Origin of the sequence: Crenobacter cavernae, from assembly GCF_003355495.1 — a bacterium.
Classification (GTDB): Bacteria; Pseudomonadota; Gammaproteobacteria; order Burkholderiales; family Chromobacteriaceae; genus Crenobacter; species Crenobacter cavernae.
Genome location: NZ_CP031337.1, coordinates 2,281,692 through 2,298,129, shown reverse-complemented (window position 1 = coordinate 2,298,129; position 16,438 = coordinate 2,281,692). Strand labels below are relative to the sequence as shown.

The 16,438-nt window shown below is 67.6% G+C and carries 18 protein-coding genes and 1 pseudogene; 11 read left to right on the top strand and 8 right to left on the bottom strand.

Going from position 1 to position 16,438, the window contains the following annotated elements; all coding sequences use genetic code 11:
- The first annotated feature begins 181 nt into the window (after positions 1-181).
- Positions 182-976, top strand: a complete 795-nt coding sequence (locus DWG20_RS11190; RefSeq protein ID WP_115433888.1) for a hypothetical protein — start codon at positions 182-184, stop codon at positions 974-976.
- Positions 977-1,149: 173 nt separating this feature from the next.
- Here DWG20_RS11190 and DWG20_RS11185 read toward each other — a convergent pair whose 3' ends face one another.
- Both DWG20_RS11185 and DWG20_RS11180 read right to left on the bottom strand, forming a co-directional pair.
- Positions 1,150-1,407, bottom strand: coding sequence for a hypothetical protein (locus tag DWG20_RS11185; protein WP_115433887.1), 258 nt, complete (start codon positions 1,405-1,407; stop codon positions 1,150-1,152).
- A 308-nt stretch (positions 1,408-1,715) separates the two neighbouring features.
- Positions 1,716-2,042, bottom strand: a complete 327-nt coding sequence (locus tag DWG20_RS11180) for a glutathione binding-like protein (RefSeq protein ID WP_115433886.1) — start codon at positions 2,040-2,042, stop codon at positions 1,716-1,718.
- Positions 2,043-2,057: 15 nt separating this feature from the next.
- Here DWG20_RS11180 and DWG20_RS11175 point away from each other — a divergent pair, with 15 nt between their 5' ends.
- From DWG20_RS11175 to DWG20_RS11165, 3 genes are all read left to right on the top strand, one after another.
- On the top strand, positions 2,058-2,951 hold the full coding sequence (locus DWG20_RS11175) for a LysR family transcriptional regulator (protein WP_115433885.1): 894 nt from the start codon (positions 2,058-2,060) through the stop codon (positions 2,949-2,951).
- A 172-nt stretch (positions 2,952-3,123) separates the two neighbouring features.
- Positions 3,124-3,903: an SDR family oxidoreductase gene (locus tag DWG20_RS11170; protein WP_115433884.1), complete on the top strand. Its 780-nt coding sequence runs from the start codon at positions 3,124-3,126 to the stop codon at positions 3,901-3,903.
- A 147-nt stretch (positions 3,904-4,050) separates the two neighbouring features.
- Entirely contained in the window at positions 4,051-5,223 is a 1,173-nt protein-coding gene (locus DWG20_RS11165) for a benzoate/H(+) symporter BenE family transporter (RefSeq protein WP_115433883.1), read from the top strand.
- Positions 5,224-5,306: 83 nt separating this feature from the next.
- Here the strand turns inward: DWG20_RS11165 and DWG20_RS11160 are convergent, their stop codons facing one another.
- Entirely contained in the window at positions 5,307-5,681 is a 375-nt protein-coding gene (locus DWG20_RS11160) for a carboxymuconolactone decarboxylase family protein (RefSeq protein WP_115433882.1), read from the bottom strand.
- Between the two features lie 11 nt (positions 5,682-5,692).
- Complete coding sequence (locus DWG20_RS11155; RefSeq protein ID WP_484012378.1) at positions 5,693-6,040, bottom strand: mercuric transporter MerT family protein; 348 nt, start codon at positions 6,038-6,040, stop codon at positions 5,693-5,695.
- A gap of 73 nt (positions 6,041-6,113) precedes the next feature.
- On the opposite strand from DWG20_RS11155, the gene merR reads away from it, so the two are divergent.
- The 3 genes and pseudogenes from merR to DWG20_RS16450 all read left to right on the top strand — a co-directional run bounded on the left by merR (position 6,114) and on the right by DWG20_RS16450 (position 9,331).
- Positions 6,114-6,512, top strand: a complete 399-nt coding sequence (merR, locus tag DWG20_RS11150; RefSeq protein WP_115433880.1) for a mercury resistance transcriptional regulator MerR — start codon at positions 6,114-6,116, stop codon at positions 6,510-6,512.
- 251 nt (positions 6,513-6,763) lie between these two features.
- Positions 6,764-8,344, top strand: a complete 1,581-nt coding sequence (locus tag DWG20_RS11145; protein WP_115433879.1) for an arylsulfatase — start codon at positions 6,764-6,766, stop codon at positions 8,342-8,344.
- Between the two features lie 9 nt (positions 8,345-8,353).
- Positions 8,354-9,331: pseudogene (locus DWG20_RS16450) on the top strand (formylglycine-generating enzyme family protein).
- A 55-nt stretch (positions 9,332-9,386) separates the two neighbouring features.
- On the opposite strand, the gene DWG20_RS11135 reads toward DWG20_RS16450, so the two are convergent.
- The gene (locus tag DWG20_RS11135) at positions 9,387-10,259 is read right to left on the bottom strand and encodes a helix-turn-helix domain-containing protein (RefSeq protein WP_115433878.1); all 873 of its coding nucleotides are present in this window, start codon (positions 10,257-10,259) and stop codon (positions 9,387-9,389) included.
- 137 nt (positions 10,260-10,396) lie between these two features.
- Between DWG20_RS11135 and DWG20_RS11130 the strand changes: the two genes are divergently transcribed.
- From DWG20_RS11130 to DWG20_RS11120, 3 genes are read left to right on the top strand one after another with little or no spacing between them, the layout of a single operon-like run.
- Positions 10,397-11,290 carry a DMT family transporter gene (locus DWG20_RS11130; RefSeq protein ID WP_115433877.1) on the top strand — a complete coding sequence of 298 codons (894 nt, stop codon included), beginning with the start codon at positions 10,397-10,399 and terminating at the stop codon, positions 11,288-11,290.
- Between the two features lie 57 nt (positions 11,291-11,347).
- Complete coding sequence (locus DWG20_RS11125) at positions 11,348-12,091, top strand: tRNA pseudouridine(65) synthase TruC (RefSeq protein ID WP_115433876.1); 744 nt, start codon at positions 11,348-11,350, stop codon at positions 12,089-12,091.
- A gap of 46 nt (positions 12,092-12,137) precedes the next feature.
- Positions 12,138-12,980, top strand: coding sequence for a 23S rRNA (adenine(2030)-N(6))-methyltransferase RlmJ (locus DWG20_RS11120; protein ID WP_115433875.1), 843 nt, complete (start codon positions 12,138-12,140; stop codon positions 12,978-12,980).
- Between the two features lie 210 nt (positions 12,981-13,190).
- On the opposite strand, the gene DWG20_RS11115 is transcribed toward DWG20_RS11120, so the two are convergent.
- The 3 genes from DWG20_RS11115 to DWG20_RS11105 are packed head-to-tail and all read right to left on the bottom strand — an operon-like array spanning position 13,191 to position 15,378.
- Positions 13,191-14,078, bottom strand: a complete 888-nt coding sequence (locus tag DWG20_RS11115) for a pirin family protein (RefSeq protein ID WP_115433874.1) — start codon at positions 14,076-14,078, stop codon at positions 13,191-13,193.
- Positions 14,079-14,105: 27 nt separating this feature from the next.
- A complete protein-coding gene (locus DWG20_RS11110; RefSeq protein WP_115433873.1) occupies positions 14,106-14,960 on the bottom strand; it encodes a pirin family protein in 855 nt (284 codons plus the stop codon).
- A gap of 34 nt (positions 14,961-14,994) precedes the next feature.
- On the bottom strand, positions 14,995-15,378 hold the full coding sequence (locus DWG20_RS11105; RefSeq protein ID WP_115433872.1) for a DoxX family protein: 384 nt from the start codon (positions 15,376-15,378) through the stop codon (positions 14,995-14,997).
- A 123-nt stretch (positions 15,379-15,501) separates the two neighbouring features.
- Here DWG20_RS11105 and DWG20_RS11100 point away from each other — a divergent pair, with 123 nt between their 5' ends.
- On the top strand, positions 15,502-16,422 hold the full coding sequence (locus DWG20_RS11100) for a LysR family transcriptional regulator (protein WP_115433871.1): 921 nt from the start codon (positions 15,502-15,504) through the stop codon (positions 16,420-16,422).
- The last annotated feature ends 16 nt before the right edge of the window (positions 16,423-16,438 follow it).

Genomic DNA, 16,438 nt, shown 5'->3' with positions numbered 1-16,438 from the left:
ATCAGACCAACCGCCCCGCCGTGCGAGTGCTCCAATGAGCAGCGGGAAATGAACGAAGGAATCGGCCGGCCATCGTGAACGACGCAGTGATCGACCGCGTTGCAGGTGTAGTCGCAGTTCCCGCAGTAGCCGTAGTGAGGCGGCACCCGTTGCCGCATTTATCCCAAAAAGGAGAACGATCATGATCGCTAAGCTGCAAAAAACCGCCATCTTCCTCGCCCTGAGCGCCGTCATGTCGATGACATACGCAAACGACAATGGCACGGAATTGAAGAACGAACTCGAAAACGAGATGAGCATCTCCACCTCCCTCGACAACGATTTCTCCTACGAGGAAGACTATTCGGTAGACGTCGACGTGGACGCCGAGTTCGACCCGGAACTCGAAGGCCTGGCCAACGCCAGCACCCACGACGTGCAGAAAAACCTGGATAACGAGGTGGACACCGAAGTTTCGTACGAGGCGGACGTCGAAGACAGCGTGAAACACATCGAGGGCAACGCCGGCGTGAACGCCGCGGCCGGCGTGTTCAACCAGCAGGCCAACAATGTGGCGATCGCCAGCCTCGACGACGCGGAAGACGCCGCCGTGCGCGCCACCACCGCCTTCGAGCAGCTCAACGCCGACAACGACATCGAAACCGACTACTCGGCGATGGACGCGGACGTGGACGAGTCTGTTAAATATCTCGACGGCAACGTCGGCCTGAACGTCGCGGCCGGTATCGGCAACCAGCAGAAGAACGACCTCGCCATCGCCGTCGCCGACGAGGGCGTGCTGGCTTCCGCCTCCAGTACCGGCTTCCAGATGAACGCCGACAACGAAGTCGAGAGCGACGGCTGGTGGGGCGGCGCGACGAGCGCTTCGCTGTCCGACTCGGTCAAGTGCATCGAAGGCAACGTCGGTGTCAACCTCGCGGCCGGCATCGGCAACCAGCAGGTCAACACGCTGTCGATCGCCTCGGCCGGCGACTGATCAACCCACCTAAGGAAATGGGGGCGGGGCAACCCGCCCCCTTTGGGCCATGAACACCTCGACCCGCTCCGTCGCGCTGGCTTTCGCCTGCGCCGGCTTCACATCGTCACCTCGTATGTGGCAGCGCCCCGCCGCCGGGATGGCAGGGTCGCAGGCGGCGAGAAACCGACAGGCTAAGGATTGAGCATCTCCGTCGTGAGCAGGAAGTCGTGCCCGCCGTGCCGGGTGACGAAGCCTTCGACGCGGGGAATGAAACGTTCCCAATGACGTGTCAGTTCGGCGATCGAGTTCTCGATTCCGCTCTGTTCGATGCGCAGGAAGTCATCGACCGCGTTGACGGAAATGTGAAAGTGCACAGGCACGTTGTTGAGTTTTGCGTGAACCATGATCTCATGGTGCCCGTCTGGTCTCGCGTCTATCAGCTCAAGCACAATAGCCTCCTATTGCAGATGCCGGTCATATCGATCGTCCCGCCTGTGAGCGTCGACCCGCTCCCGGCCGCGCCTGCCGTCGAGCCGTATAGACGAAGCCGCCGAAGCACCCGACGACGCCAGCCCATAAGCGCGGTCACCGGCAAACGATAAGACTTTTACCGTTCTAGCACACGCCGCGCCCGAGCCTGGCCGAGCCCCTGACACCCCTGCCCGGCCGACGCTTCCCTCAAGCCGGCGGCCACCAACAGTAGCCAGGCCATTCGGGATGCCTCCTTTCGAATCGATACGGCATGCGAATCGCGGGCTCAGCGGGCCTCGTGCAGCGCCTGCAAGCCGCGCTGGACACCCGGCCGGGCAGCGACGCGGGCCAGCCACGCCTTGAGACGCGGGAAGTCGTCGATGGTGATGCCCAGCTTGTCGTGGCTGCGCAGCCACGGGAACATCGCGATGTCGGCGATCGTGTAGTCTTCGCCGCCGATATAAGGCACCGCGGCCAGCCGGCATTCGACCACGCCGTAAATCCGCAGCACCTCTTTCATATAGCGTTCGAGCGCCTGCGGGTTCGGGGTCCCGGACGCATGGCGGAACCACCAGAGTTGGCCGAATGGCACGACAATTCGCGATAAATGCATTTGGAGTCTGCAAAGATGCAGGACCGTGACTGGGACGACCTCAGATATTTCCTGGCGGTGGCGCGTACCGGCTCGCTGTCGGGCGCCGCCAAGTACCTGGGCGTGAACCACTCGACGGTGCTGCGCCGGCTGGCGAGCCTCGAGGACGCGCTGGGCGTGCGCCTGTTCGGACGCACGCCTGCGGGTTACGTGATGACGCCGGCCGGCGAGGAATTGCGCGAACGACTCAAGCAGGTAGCCGAACAGATCGAGTCGGCGCAGCGTTACGTCGCCGGCCGCGACGCCGAGCTGTCGGGGGCGATCAGGCTCACGAGCACCGACACGCTGCTGTCGGGCCTGTTGACGCCCTATCTCATCGAATTCCAGCGCCGGCACCCGAGGATCGAACTGCAGGTCGTGTCGAGCAACGCCTTCTCCAGCCTCACCAAGCGCGAGGCGGACGTCGCGGTCCGGCCGAGCAACGCGCCGCCGGAAAACCTGGTCGGGCGCGCGGCCGGGCGCCTCGCGTCGGCCGTCTACGGCGCGGCGGCCTACCTCGAATCCAGGTCGGCCGAGCTTGACGGCGAGCACCGCTGGGTGGGCTTCGACGACAGCCTGCGGCACCTGAATCAAGCCAAATGGATGGAAAAACACGTACCACCCGAACACATCGTCTACAAGGCTGACAGTCTGGTCGGCATGGTCGACGCGGTGAGGCACGGCGCGGGGCTCGGCGTGCTGCTGTGCCTGCTGGTCGACGGGCAGCCTGGCATGGTGCGGCTCGGCGAAGACCTGCCCGCGCTAGACACCCGGGTCTGGGTGCTGACCCACCCCGACTTGCGCTTCGTCGCGCGCATCAAGGCGCTGTCGGACTTCCTGATCGCCGGGCTCGGCGCCGACCCGCGCGTGCTGCCGAACGCGGGGCGGTGACGTCTCCTGCCCAGGCCCACAACGCCGACGGAGGCCGAGATCGGCGAGGCTCGGCCAACGTCGAGGCTGTCGATCGGCTCACCGGCTTGACGGCAGCGCCGTTGGACGGCGAGCATCGGGCTGGAAACGGGATCGAACGGGGCGCGCCCTCACCACTCAAGAAGGAGAGACGATGAAACTGGGCATTGCGGGCAAACACGCACTGGTCTGCGGCGCGAGCAAGGGGCTGGGGCGCGGCTGCGCCGAGGCGCTGGCGGCCGAGGGGGTGAACGTGACGCTCGTCGCCCGAACCAAGGCGCCGCTGCTGCAGGCGGCCGACGAGATCCGCGCCGGGTACGGCGTGACGGTGACCACCGTCGCGTGCGACATCACGACGCCGGAAGGGCGCGCGGCGGCGCTCGCGGCGTGCCCCTCGCCCGACATCCTGGTCAACAACGCCGGCGGCCCGCCGGCCGGCGACTTCCGCGACTGGGAACGCGAAGACTGGATCCGCGCGCTCGACGCGAACATGCTGACGCCGATCGAGCTGATCAAGGCGACGGTCGACGGCATGATGGAACGCGGCTTCGGCCGCATCGTCAACATCACGAGTTCGGCGGTCAAGGCGCCGATTTCCGAGCTGGGGCTGTCGAACGGCGCGCGCTCCGGGCTGACCGGCTTCGTCGCCGGGCTCGCGCGCAAGACGGTCGCACACAACGTCACGATCAACAACATCCTGCCGGGGATGTTCGACACCGACCGGCTCGCGTCGCTGATGAAGAGCCGCGCGAACCAGCAGGGGCTGAGCGTCGACGAGGCGCGCGCCAAGATCGCGCACGGCATCCCGGCGCAACGCTTCGGCCGGCCGGAGGAATTCGGCGCGCTGTGCGCCTTCCTGTGCAGCGCCTACGCCGGCTATATCACCGGCCAGAACCTGCTGATCGACGGCGGCAATTATCCGGGCGTGTTCTGATCGCCCGCCGGCCGAGCGCCTGCTCGGCCAACCTTTCCCCCGCCGCGTTCGCTTCGCGCCGCCTAATCACGCGGGGTGAGCAAGCCTCGCCGCGCGACCGGCCGATGGTATGCTCGAATGCTGACTTCACAGCCGATTCGATTCCCAATGCGTTTTTTCAACGACCTGTCCGCGTCGGCGATCATCGCCGGCTTCGTCACCGTGCTGGTCGGCTTCACCAGCTCGGCCGTCATCGTGTTCCAGGCGGCGGGTACCCTGGGCGCGACGCCGGAAGAAACCGCGTCGTGGATGCTGTCGCTCGGGCTCGGCATGGGGCTGACGTGCATCGGCCTGTCGCTGCGCTACCGGGTGCCGGTGGTCACCGCGTGGTCGACGCCCGGCGCCGCGATGCTGATCACCAGCGCGACCGGCGTGCCGATGGCCGAGGCGGTCGGCGCCTTTTTGGTGTCGGCCGTGCTGATTACCTTGTTCGGCTTCACCGGCTGGTTCGAAAAGGCGATCAGGCGCATCCCGATTTCGCTCGCGTCGGGCATGCTGGCCGGCGTGCTGCTGCGCTTCGGGCTCGACGTCTACACCGCGATGAAGACGCAGTTCGCGCTGGTTTTCACGATGTTCTGCGTTTATCTGATCGCGCGCCGGCTGCAGCCGCGCTACGCGATCGTCGTGACGCTCTTCGCAGGTATCGCAATCGCGTTCGCCCAGGGGCAGTTGCATCTGTCCGGCCTGAGCTTCGAACTCGCCGCGCCGGTATTCACCGCGCCCGTTTTCTCGGCCGGAACGCTGATCGGCGTCGCGCTGCCGCTGTTTATAGTGACAATGGGGTCGCAGAACGTGCCGGGCGTCGCGGTGATCCGCGCGTCGGGTTACCACGTGCCGGTATCGCCACTGGTCGGCTGGACCGGCGTGGCTACCCTAGTTCTCGCGCCATTCGGCGCGTACGCGCTGAATCTGGCCGCGATCACCGCCGCGATCTGCATGGGGCGAGAGGCGCACGAGGACGCTGACCGCCGCTACGTCGCCTCGGTCGCCGCCGGCGTGTTTTATCTGTTGATCGGCGCGTTCGGCGCGACGGTCGGCGCGCTGTTCGCCGCCTTCCCGAAGGAACTGGTGCTGGCGGTCGCCGGGCTGGCGCTCTTGGGCACCATCGGCAACGGTCTGGCCGCCGCGGTGCGCGACGAGCACGAGCGCGAACCGGCGCTGATCACCTTCCTCGTCACCGCGTCGGGCGTCACGCTGTTCGGCGTCGGCTCGGCGTTCTGGGGGCTGGTCGCCGGCGTGCTGGCGATGGGGGTGCTGCATGCGAAGCGGCGTCCGGCCTGAGGTTCCCGTCAGCCGCCGCTAAGGCCATAGCCGGGCACAAAAGCCCGCTTGACAGCGGGCTTGATTCCGGTGGGAGGTACGCGCTACATGCAGCAACTAGGCTCGGCTTCCGGGGCGGCTTCGCCGCTAGTGAAGTCTTTGTACGCCTTGAAGGCTTTGAGCGCCCACATCTCGCCGACGCAGCCCCCCATCGTCGAGGCCACGGCGAGCACTTCGCCCAACTCCTCTTGCGTCGCGCCGAGCCTGACGGCTTGCTGCACGTAGAACTTGAAGCAGGGCTCGCAGCGGGCCGAGATCGCCCACAGCATCGCTGCGAGCGTCTTGTACCGCGCCGGCACCGCACCTTCGGAGAAGATCGCGTCCTGGCGCATCTGCTGGATGTGTCGGGTCGTGCCCTGGGTAAGCTTGCCGAACTCGGCCATCAGGCCGAGAGCGGGGTCGATGTCGGTCAGTTGCATGGTGGTGCCTCTCAGTAGAACAACGGCGCGAGCCACGGCACGGCCAACAGGCCAAGCGACGACACCGAGACGATCCAGAACGTCAGGCGCTGGCGTGTCTTGGTGCGCGGATCGGCGCACGGCGAGCCGGGTGCGCAGGTTTGAGGAACGAGGTAGAGCCGGCGGAAGGCCAGCCCGAGAAACAGCAGCGTCAGCCCGATGAAGATCGGGCGGTACGGCTCCAGCGCGGTCAGCCTGGCTATCCATGCCCCGCCGATGCCGAGCGACAGCAGCACGAGCGGCCCGACGCAACACGCCGATGCGCCCACGGCGGCCAGCACACCCGCCATCAGCGATCCGCTGCCATTCGATGAAGCCATGCCCATTCCTCCGAACTCGCCAGTCAATTGCAGTCTAATCTCTGTACCTGGGTACGGAATCAAGGGGAATTGCATGGCCGAGGCATTGACGATAGGGCGCGTGGCAAAGCTGGCCGGGGTGAACGTCGAGACGATCCGCTACTACCAGCGCCGGGGCCTGCTGGCCGAGCCGGACAAGCCGACGGGCGGCTATCGCCGCTATCCGGCGGAGGTGGTGAAGCGCACCCGCTTCATCAAACGGGCGCAGGCGCTGGGCTTCACGCTGGACGAAGTGGCGGGTCTCTTGCGGCTGGACGAAGCCGGCGCCTGCGCCCAAACCCGCGAGCTGGCCGCCCACAAGGTGGCGTTGATCGACCAAAAGCTGGCGGGCCTGACGGCGATGCGGCAGGCATTGGCCGACCTGATCGGGCAGTGCGATGCCGGGCAGTCTTCGATGGGCTGCCCGATCATCCAGGTACTCGCACGGGATTGATGTCGGGGCTAGCCGGACCCGGCGTCCGGCGCGGCGATACGCCGGCGATGGTGAGTGGCGGCCCCATGACGCTTGCCGGAAAAAGCTCGGCCACCCCTCAAAGGTTGGCCGAGCTTTTTTGCGGGAAGGAATCAGACGTCGGCGAGCGGCGTGTCGGGCCGCGCGATGATCCATCGTGCTGGCGATGATCGTCCTCCACGCCTGGCGGCAACAACACCCCGCCGCCCAAGCCGGCCGACACCCGGCCGAACGTGCTGTTGATCGTCGCCGACGACCTCGGCTACTCGGACATCGGCGCCTTCGGCGGCGAAATTTCCACGCCCAACCTCGACAGGCTGGCGACCGAAGGCCGGCTGTTGACCGACCACCATTCGGCGCCGACCTGCTCGCCAACGCGCTCGATGATCTTCTCCGGCACCGACCACTACCTCGCCGGTCTCGGCGCGATGGCCGAGGTCACGGCGCCTAACCAGAGGGGCAAGCCCGGCTACGAGGGCTATCTGAACGAGCGCTCTCTGTCGATCGCCGAACTGATGCAGGACGCCGGCTACCACACCTATATGGCCGGCAAGTGGCACCTCGGCCTGACCGAGGCGCTGAGCCCGAAGGCGCGCGGCTTCGAGTCTTCGTTCGCGCTGTTGCAGGGCGGCGGCAACCACTTCGCGCCGATCGCCGGCAAGGTGCAGACCTACGACGAGGTCGGCTACCGCGAGGACGGCAAGCTCTTGCCGACCTACGTAGAAAACGGCAAGACGATCACCCGGCTGCCGGCCAACTTCTACTCGACCGACTTCTACACCGACAAGCTGATCTCGTATCTGGCCAAGAACAAGGGCGACGGCAAGCCGTTCTTCGCCTACGCCGCGTACACGTCGCCGCACTGGCCGCTGCAGGCGCCGGAGGGCTTCATCGACCGCTACAAGGGGCGTTACGACGCCGGCTACGACGCGATCCGCGCCGCGCGGCTGGCCAGGCAGAAGCAGCTCGGCATCATCCCGGCCGACTTCAAGGAGAACCCGGGGCTGCCCGACACGCCAGCCAACCCGAAATGGGGCAGCCTGACGGCCGAACAGAAGGCCTTCGAGGCGCGCCGCATGGAGGTCTACGCGGCGATGGTCGAGAACCTCGACTGGAACATCGGCCGCCTGATCGCCGAACTGAAAAAGAACGGCCAGTACGACAACACGCTGATCTTCTTCCAGTCCGACAACGGCGCCGAGGGCGGCGACGGCACGCGCGTCTATCCGAACAACGCGAACTCCGACAACAGCCTCGCCAACCTCGGCAAGCCGCTGTCCAACGTCTCGTACGGCCGCCGCTGGGCCGAAGTCGGCGCAACGCCGTTCCGGCTGTGGAAAGGCAACCCGACCGAGGGTGGCGTGGTCGTCCCGGCGATCGCGCGCCTGCCCAGGCAGATCGGCGCCAAAGCCGCGCTGACGCAGTTCACGTCGGTGACCGACCTCGCGCCTACGCTCTTAGAACTGGCGAAGGCGCCTGACCCGGGCAGCCAGCACAAGGGCAAGACCGTCAACCCGATCACCGGCGTGTCGCTGCTGCCGGCGCTCGACGAGCGCGGCAAGGAGCTGCGCGCGGCCGGCGCCGTCATCGCCGACGAGCTGCACGGCGGCCGCTACGTGCGCCGCGACAACTGGAAGATCAGCTGGGTGACGCCGCCGGCAGGACCGGGCCGCTGGGAGCTGTTCGACCTCGCGACCGACCGCGGCGAGACGACCGACGTGGCCTCGGCCAACCCGCAGGTGGTGAGCGAGCTCACCGCCGAGTGGGACGCGTACGTCCAGCGCGTCGGCCTGATCCTGCCGGTCTGGCAATAAGGAGCGGGCATGAAGCGCGACAAGCTCTGGCTGGCGGTCATGCTCGCCGCGCCCGCCTTCGCGGCGGGCGCGGCCGAAGCGCTGGGCAACAAGGTGCAGTGCGCTCGCTATTCCGGACTGCCCGAAGGCTGGCCGGTGAGAGACGCAGGGGTGGTGAGGCTGCCCGGCGGCACGCTCAAGCTCGGTTCTGACGCCGGCTACGCCGACGAACGGCCCGTCGTCACCGCGACGATCAAGCCGTTCGCCATCGCGCGCACCGAGGTCAGCAACGCGCAGTTCGCCGCTTTCGTGAAGGCGACCGACCACGTGACCGAGGCGGAAAGGCAAGGCGGCGCGGCAGTGTTCAAGGTGCCGAGCGCCAACGAGCTGTCGTCGCGGCCGTACACGTGGTGGGTCTATACGAAGGGAGCAGACTGGCGTCACCCTGAAGGGCCTGACAGCAGCGTCGAGGGCCGCGACAACGAACCGGTGATCCAGGTCACGCGCCGCGACGCCGACGCGTACGCGCGCTAGCGCGGGCACAGCCTGCCGACCGAGGCCGAATGGGAATGGGCGGCCAAGGCCGGCCGCAGCGACCCGGCGCTCGACAAAGCGCCGGTCGACGCGCGCGGCAAGCCGGCCGCCAACTTCTGGCAGGGGCCGTTTCCGGCGCTCAACACGCGCGACGACGGCTACCGCGGCCGCGCGCCGGTAGGCTGCTTCGCCGCGAATGGCTTCGGCCTCTACGACATGATCGGCAACGTATGGGAATGGACGGCGAGTCCCTATCTGGGACCCCACCAATCGCACGGCAACGGCGACCCCTTCGTCGGTGCGAGCGCGAGCGGCGCGGAACTTAAGGCCGGCGAGCGCGCGGTGATCAAGGGCGGCTCCTACCTGTGCGCGCAGGACTACTGCGTGCGCTACCGGGCGGCGGCTCGCCACCCGCAGGAAGCCAACCTCGCGACGTCGCACGTCGGGTTCAGGACGGTGCTGCGCGAGAAGTAAGCGCCTTCACTATGCAGAAAAAAGCTCGGCCAACGTTGGCCGAGCTATAACAGCGTCACGCGCGGCCCGCCGCCCAGCGCCGGTAGTCGCCGGCTGTCACACCCATGGCGGCGCGGAAGCGGTTGGCGAGGTGGCTCGCGCTGGAGAAACCACAGGCGGCGGCGACGTCGGCTAGCGGCGTGTCGGGCCGCGCGAGCGCCGCGCGCGCACGCTCCAGCCGTCGCGCGATGATCCACGCGTGCGGCGGCACGCCGAAGGACGCGCGGAACATGCGCGCGAAGTGGTATTCGGACAGCGCGAGCTCCGCCGCCAGCTCGCCTACGGTCAGCGCGGCGTCGAGCCTGGCGTCGATGAGTTCGCGCACGCGGCGGCGCTGCGCCGGCGCGAGCCCGCCCTTGACTGCGAGAGACTGGCGCCTTCCGGTCTGCGTCAGCATCAGGTGCGCGAGCACCTCGTGGCCGAGCGCGTTGCCGGTCAACCGGCCATCGGCGTCGTCCCAGTTAAGCTGCGCCAGGCGGCGGCACGCGGCGGCGAGGCGCGCGTCTTCCATATAGGTGCGGTCGAACAGCGTCAGCTCGCGCGGTTCGCGGTCGAGCAGGGTAATAGCGAGGCTGCCGAACTGCTCGGGCGTGAAATACAGATGGACGAAGCGGATGCGGCCGTTGATCTGCCAGTACGACTCGTGCTCGGCCGGCAGGATGCACAGCTTGTCGGGCGCGCCGTGCTGCTCGGAGAGGCCACGGCGGACGATGTCGAAGCCGCCCTCGAGGTAGAGCGACAGCGTGTGGTGGCTCGGCCGGCGGTAGACGGTGTCCTCGAGCCTATTGCGCTGCCACACGGCCGCGACCAGCCCGTCGCCGAGCGGCGCGCTGCGTTCGAGGTCGGCGTGCGAGCGGGTCAGCGTGTCGAAGACCTGGAGCGTGGACATGGCGTTTTCCTCTCGATGCCAGTGTACGTCGCGCGCATCTTCACCGTGCGGCGCGCCGGCAAAAAAGCGCAGGAATCTGCAATCGCGAAGCCGCTGCGACGGCCACACTGGGGGCATTCTTCACCAGGAGCCGCGCCATGAACGCCCTGCTCTATCTGTCTACCGTACTGATCTGGGGCACGACCTGGATCGCGCTCAAGTGGCAGCTCGGCGACGTGGCGATCCCGCTGTCGATCGCCTACCGCTTCTTGCTCGCCGCCCTCATACTGTTCGTCCTCCTCGCCGCAAGCGGGCGATTGAAAATACCGCGCGGCCCGGCCGCAAAGCTGATCGCCGCTCAGGGCCTGTGCCTGTTCTGCTTCAACTTCCTGTGCTTCTACCACGCGAGCCGCTACATCCCGAGCGGTCTGGTCGCGGTGGTGTTCTCTACCGCGACGCTGTGGAACGCGCTGAACGCGCGGGTCTTTTTGAAGCGCCGCATCGCGCCGCAGGTGCTCGCCGGCGGCGCGCTAGGTTTGCTAGGGATGACCGCGCTGTTCTGGCCGCAGCTGGCCGGCCGCGCCGCCGACGCCGGCACCCTCACCGGCCTCGGTCTCGCGCTGGTGGGCACCTTGTGCTTCTCGATCGGCAACCTCTTGTCGAGCAAGCTGCAGGGCCTCGGCCTTGCGCCCTTGCAGACCAACGCGTGGGCGATGCTGGCCGGCGCAGCGGTACTCGTCGCCGGCAGCATGGCAGCCGGGCTGCCGTTCACGATCGACACGCAGGCACGCTATCTGGGCGCGCTGCTTTATCTGGCGATCCCCGGCTCGGTGATCGGCTTCACCGCCTACCTGATGCTGGTAGGCCGGCTCGGCCCGGAGCGCGCCGCCTACTGCACGGTGCTGTTCCCGGTGGTCGCGCTGAACGTGTCGGTGTGGTTCGAGGGCTACCAGTGGACGCCGCCGGCGCTCGCCGGCCTCGCGCTGGTGATGGCCGGCAACGTGCTCGTGTTCCGCCAGAAGCCTGTCGCACCGAAGCTCGCGCGCACCTGAAGCATTGGCCGAGCCGTCTCGTGCGATAATGCCGCCCCGACCTCGGCCAACCCGCGCATGCTGCCCATCCTCTACGAAGACGATCAGCTGATCGCCATCCACAAGCCGACCAACCTCTTGGTGCACCGGACCGTGCTCGACAAGCACGAGCGCCGCTTCGCGCTGCAGATGCTGCGCGAGCAGATCGGCCAGCGCGTCTACCCGGCGCATAGGCTCGACAAGGGCACGTCGGGCGTGCTCTTGTTCGGCAAGAGCCGCGACGCGGGGCGCGAGCTGTCGTGGCGCTTCGAGCGCCAAGAGGTCGACAAGACCTATCTGGCCGTCGTGCGTGGCTGGCCTGATGAATCGGGTGAAATAGACCACGCGCTGGCGCGCCGCGTCGACGACCTCGAATGGATAGGCGAAACCGTCAGCACCGAGCCGCAGCCGGCCGTCACCCGCTACAAGACGCTGGCCACCGTCGAGCTGCCGGTCGCCGTCGACCGTTACCCGCAAAGCCGCTACGCGCTGGTCGAACTGTCGCCGCTCACCGGCCGCCGACACCAGCTGCGTCGGCACATGAAGCACATCGCCCACCCGATCATCGGCGACGGCACGCACGGCAAGGGCTGCCACAACCGCATGTTCGCCGACTACCTCGGCAGCGACCGCCTCTTGCTCGCCTGCGTCGAGATGCGTCTCGTCCACCCGTTCACCAACGAGCCGCTGACGCTGACCGCGCCCTTGGCGCCCGAACTGGCCGCGCTGATCTACCGGCTCGGCTGGAAGGACGCAGTGCCGGCGCGTTTCTGGCCCGCCTGAGCCCGCCCGCACTACAATCGGCCCATCTCCCACAAGAATCCGAACCATGCTCAGCTACCGTCACGCCTTCCACGCCGGCAACCACGCCGACGTGCTCAAACACTGGCTGCTCGTCGAGCTCGCCGAGTATCTGAACCAGAAGGACAAGCCCTACTGGTACATCGACACGCACGCCGGCGCCGGCTACTACGCGCTCGATTCGGAATACGCGCAGAAGAACGCCGAGTTCGACACCGGCGTCGGCCGGCTGTGGCAGCGCAGCGACGCGCCGGCGACGCTGGCGCGTTACCTCGACATCGTGCGCTCGGCCAACCCCGACGGCACGCTGCGCCACTACCCGGGCTCGCCCGGCTTCGCGCGCGAGGTGCTGCGGCCCGACGACCGCTTGCGGCTGTTCGAACTGCACCCGACCGACTACGTGCACCTTGCCGACAACTTCAAACAGGAAAAGCGCGCCCGTGTCGAGAAGGCCGACGGCTTCGCACTGCTGAAGTCGCTGCTGCCACCGGCGCCGCGCCGCGCGCTGACGCTGATCGACCCGCCGTACGAGGACAAGAAGGACTACCGGCGCGTGGTCGACACGCTCGAGGACGCGCTCAAACGCTTCCCGGGCGGCGTGTACGCGGTGTGGTACCCGCTGTTGCAGCGGGCCGAGGTGCGCGAGATGAAGAAGCAGCTCGCGAAGCTGCCGGCCAAGGGCTGGCTCGACGTCGAACTGGCGGTGCGCACGCCGTCCGCCGACGGCTTCGGCATGCACGGCAGCGGCCTATTCGTGCTGAACCCGCCGTGGACGCTGCCCGAGCGCATCAAGGCGACGCTGCCCTACCTCGTCAAGACGCTGGCCGAGGACAAGGGCGCGGCGTTCAAGCTCGACTACCAGATCGCCTGAACGCCCGCCGATGAAGCCGTGCCCCCTGACCGGGACACGGCTTTTTTGACTAATGCCTCGTTGGTCTCGACAGCCGTTTCATGCCTGGCCGAGCCTCGGCCAACGTTCACACGCGAGCACGCGGCCGTCGGCGAGCGACCCTTTCCGAATACAGATGTCATGAAAAAACCGGCCGCCGCGGGCCGGTTCTTTTGCAAGCCGCTAGCGCTTTCAGCGCTCGGGCAGCGGGATGAATTCGGTCTCGCCCGGCACCGGGACGAAGCGCCCGGCCTGCCAGTCGGCCTTCGCGTCTTCGATCAGCTCGCGGCGGCTGGCGACGAAGTTCCACCACATCAGCCGCCTTCCGCCCCCTTTATCATCTCCATCTAGCGGCGCGCCGCCGAGCAGCATCAGCCGCGCCGCGCTATTGGCCTGCAATACCGGCGTCGCCCCCGGCACGAGGACGAGCAGCGTTTGCGGCGCGACTTGCACGCCGTCTAGCGTGATGTCCCCTTCGGCGACGTAGAGCGCGCGCTCAGGCGCGGCCGCCGGCACGGTGAAGCTGCCGCCCGCGTCGAGGCTCAGCGCCGCGTACAGCGTCTCGCTCTTCACCGCGACCGGAGAACGTCGGCCGAGCATCTCGCCGATCAGCAAGTGCACGTCGGCGCCGCCGTCGCGCCAGCGCGGCAGTACCTCTTCCGAGTAGTGGCAGAAGGCCGGCTCGCAGCCTTCCTCGGCCAACGGCAGCGCGACCCACATCTGGATGCCCTCGACCGCGGCACCCTCGTCGCGCACGTCGGAAGGGATCCTTTCCGAGTGGACGATGCCGCGCCCGGCGGTCATCAGGTTGACCGCGCCCGGCTCGATGCGCTGCACCGAACCGAGGCCGTCGCGATGCATCATCGCGCCCGAGAACAGATAGGTGACGGTGGCGAGGCCGATGTGCGGGTGCGGCCGCACGTCGCTGACGGTGCTCCCCGCCTCGAAGCGCGCCGGGCCCATGTGGTCGAGAAACACGAAGGGGCCGACCGACTGCGCCTTGGCGCTCGGCAGCAGCCTGCGTACCGGGAAGCCGATGTCGCGCGCCTGCGCGCGGATTTCATGCAGCACTGCACTCATGATCGCTCCAGAAAGGTTGGCCGAGCCTCAGAAGCGGCCGGCGCGGAAGTCCTCGAACGCCGCGTCCAGTTCCTCGCGGGTGTTCATCACGAACGGCCCCCACTGTGCGATCGGCTCGTTCAGCGGCCGGCCGGCGATCACCAGCACGCGGGCGCCGTCGGCGCTTTGGAGCGACACGCCGCCCGCGGCGGCGTTGGCCAGCACCGCCATCTGCCCGGCGACCACCTTCTGGCCGCGCTCGCCTGCGGCAAGTTCTCCGTCGTACACGTAGAGGAAGGCGTTGTGGCCGGATGGGATCGCCGCGTCGTAACGCGTGCCCCTTGCGAGCGCGATGTCCAGGTACAGCGGCTGCGTCGCCTCGCGCGTCACCGCGCCGACGGTGTCTTCTGCGAAGCCTGCGACCACCTTCACGCTGACACCGTCCTTCGCCTGCACCACCGGGATGTCGCCGTCGGGGATGTCGCGGTAGGCCGGCTCCGTCATCTTGTCGCGCGACGGCAGGTTCACCCACAGCTGGAAGCCGTGCATCAGCCCGTCCTGCTGCTCGGGCAGTTCGGAGTGGACGATGCCGCGCCCGGCGGTCATCCACTGCACGCCGCCCGGGCTCAACAGGCCCTCGTTGCCGGCGTTGTCGCGGTGGCGCATGCGGCCGTCGATCATATAGGTGACCGTTTCGAAGCCGCGGTGCGGGTGGTCCGGGAAGCCGGCAAGGTAGTCGTCCGGGTCGTCGGAGCGGAACTCGTCGAGCATCAGGAACGGGTCGAGGCGGCGCTGCAGGTCGTGCGTCAGCACGCGTTTGAGCTTCACCCCGGCGCCGTCGGACACCGGCACGCCGGTGAGCAGGCGTTCGACTTCGCGGCTGACGAAAGCGTTGTGGCTCATGATGGACTCCAGGAAAAGGGGATGACCGAAATCGTTACTTGCGCTTACGCGCCGCGTCGACGCTCAATTCGCCGGCGCCGTGCAGCGTCACCATCAACAGGCCGCCGGCCATCACCAGATTCTTCATGAAGTTGATCGTCTGCATCTGGTCGGCGAAGTTGGTGTGGAAGATCAGCGCCGCGGCGATCGAGAAGCCGGCCAGCGCCAGCGCCGCGAGACGCGCCTGGAAGCCCAACAGCAGCGCGAGACCTCCGCCCAGCTCGGTCAGGATCACCAGCGGCAACAGCATCCCCGGCACCCCCATAGACTCCATATACCCCTGCGTTCCGGCGTAGCCGGCACCGAGTTTGCCGATGCCGGCGATGATGAAGATCTGCGCCATCAGCACGCGCGCCCCGAGATCGATCAGCTTGTTCATGTTGGCTCCTTTAGCAAGTCGGCGAGCGCGCCGCGCGCCCCGATCCGATGCCTGTATTATTGGCAGCTATAATCCGATTAAAAAGCGCAATTTTTTCGTTTAATTCATCGGATTTTCAGATCAATGAAGCTCCCCCGCACCGCCGCCGACCAGTGGCGCACCCTGCAGGCCGTCGTCGAACTCGGTGGCTTCGCGCAGGCCGCGCAGGCGCTCAACCGTAGCCAGTCGGCGGTCAGCTACGCCGTCTCCAAGCTACAGGAACAGCTCGGCGTCGCGCTGCTCGAACCGCAGGGCCGGCGCATGGTGCTGACCGGCGCCGGCGCCGCGCTGCTGCGCGACGCGATCCCGCTGGTCGACTCGCTGACCCGGCTCGAGGAACGCGCGCACGCGCTCAACCTCGGCTGGGAGGCCGAGGTGCGCCTCGCGGTAGACAGCCTGTTTCCGACCGAACCCTTGCTTTGCGCGCTGTCGGCCTTCGCCGGCCACTGCGAGAACACGCGGCTGCAGTTGATCGAGGTAGTGATGTCGGGCGCCGACGACGCGCTGTATAGCGGCCAGGCGGAACTGGCGGTCGGCAACCGCGTGCCGGCCGGCTTTCTCGGCGACTGGCTGCTCGACGCCGAATTCGTCGCCGTCGCCGCGCCGAACCACCCCTTGTTCGCGCTGAACCGCACCATCGCGCAGGACGACCTGGCCGCGCACACCCAGGTCGTCCTGCGCGACTCGGGCACGCGCGAGCCGCGCAACGAGGGCTGGCTCGGCGCGCGCCAGCGCTGGACGGTCGGCAACACCGAGACGTCGATCGCCACCGTCGAGGCCGGCCTCGCCTTCGCGTGGCTGCCGCGCCACCGCATCGGCGCGCAACTGGCCGAGGGCCGGCTCGTGCCGCTGCCACTTTCCAGCGGCCGCACCCGCCACAGCGCGCTCTACCTGATCTACGCCGACCCGGACGCCGCCGGCCCGGCAACGCGCGAGCTCGGCAGCCAGCTGACCGCCGCCGCCGCCCGCTGGCGCGACACTCAGGAGAGCTCGGCCAACGTTTGAAGCTTACCGTAGCGGT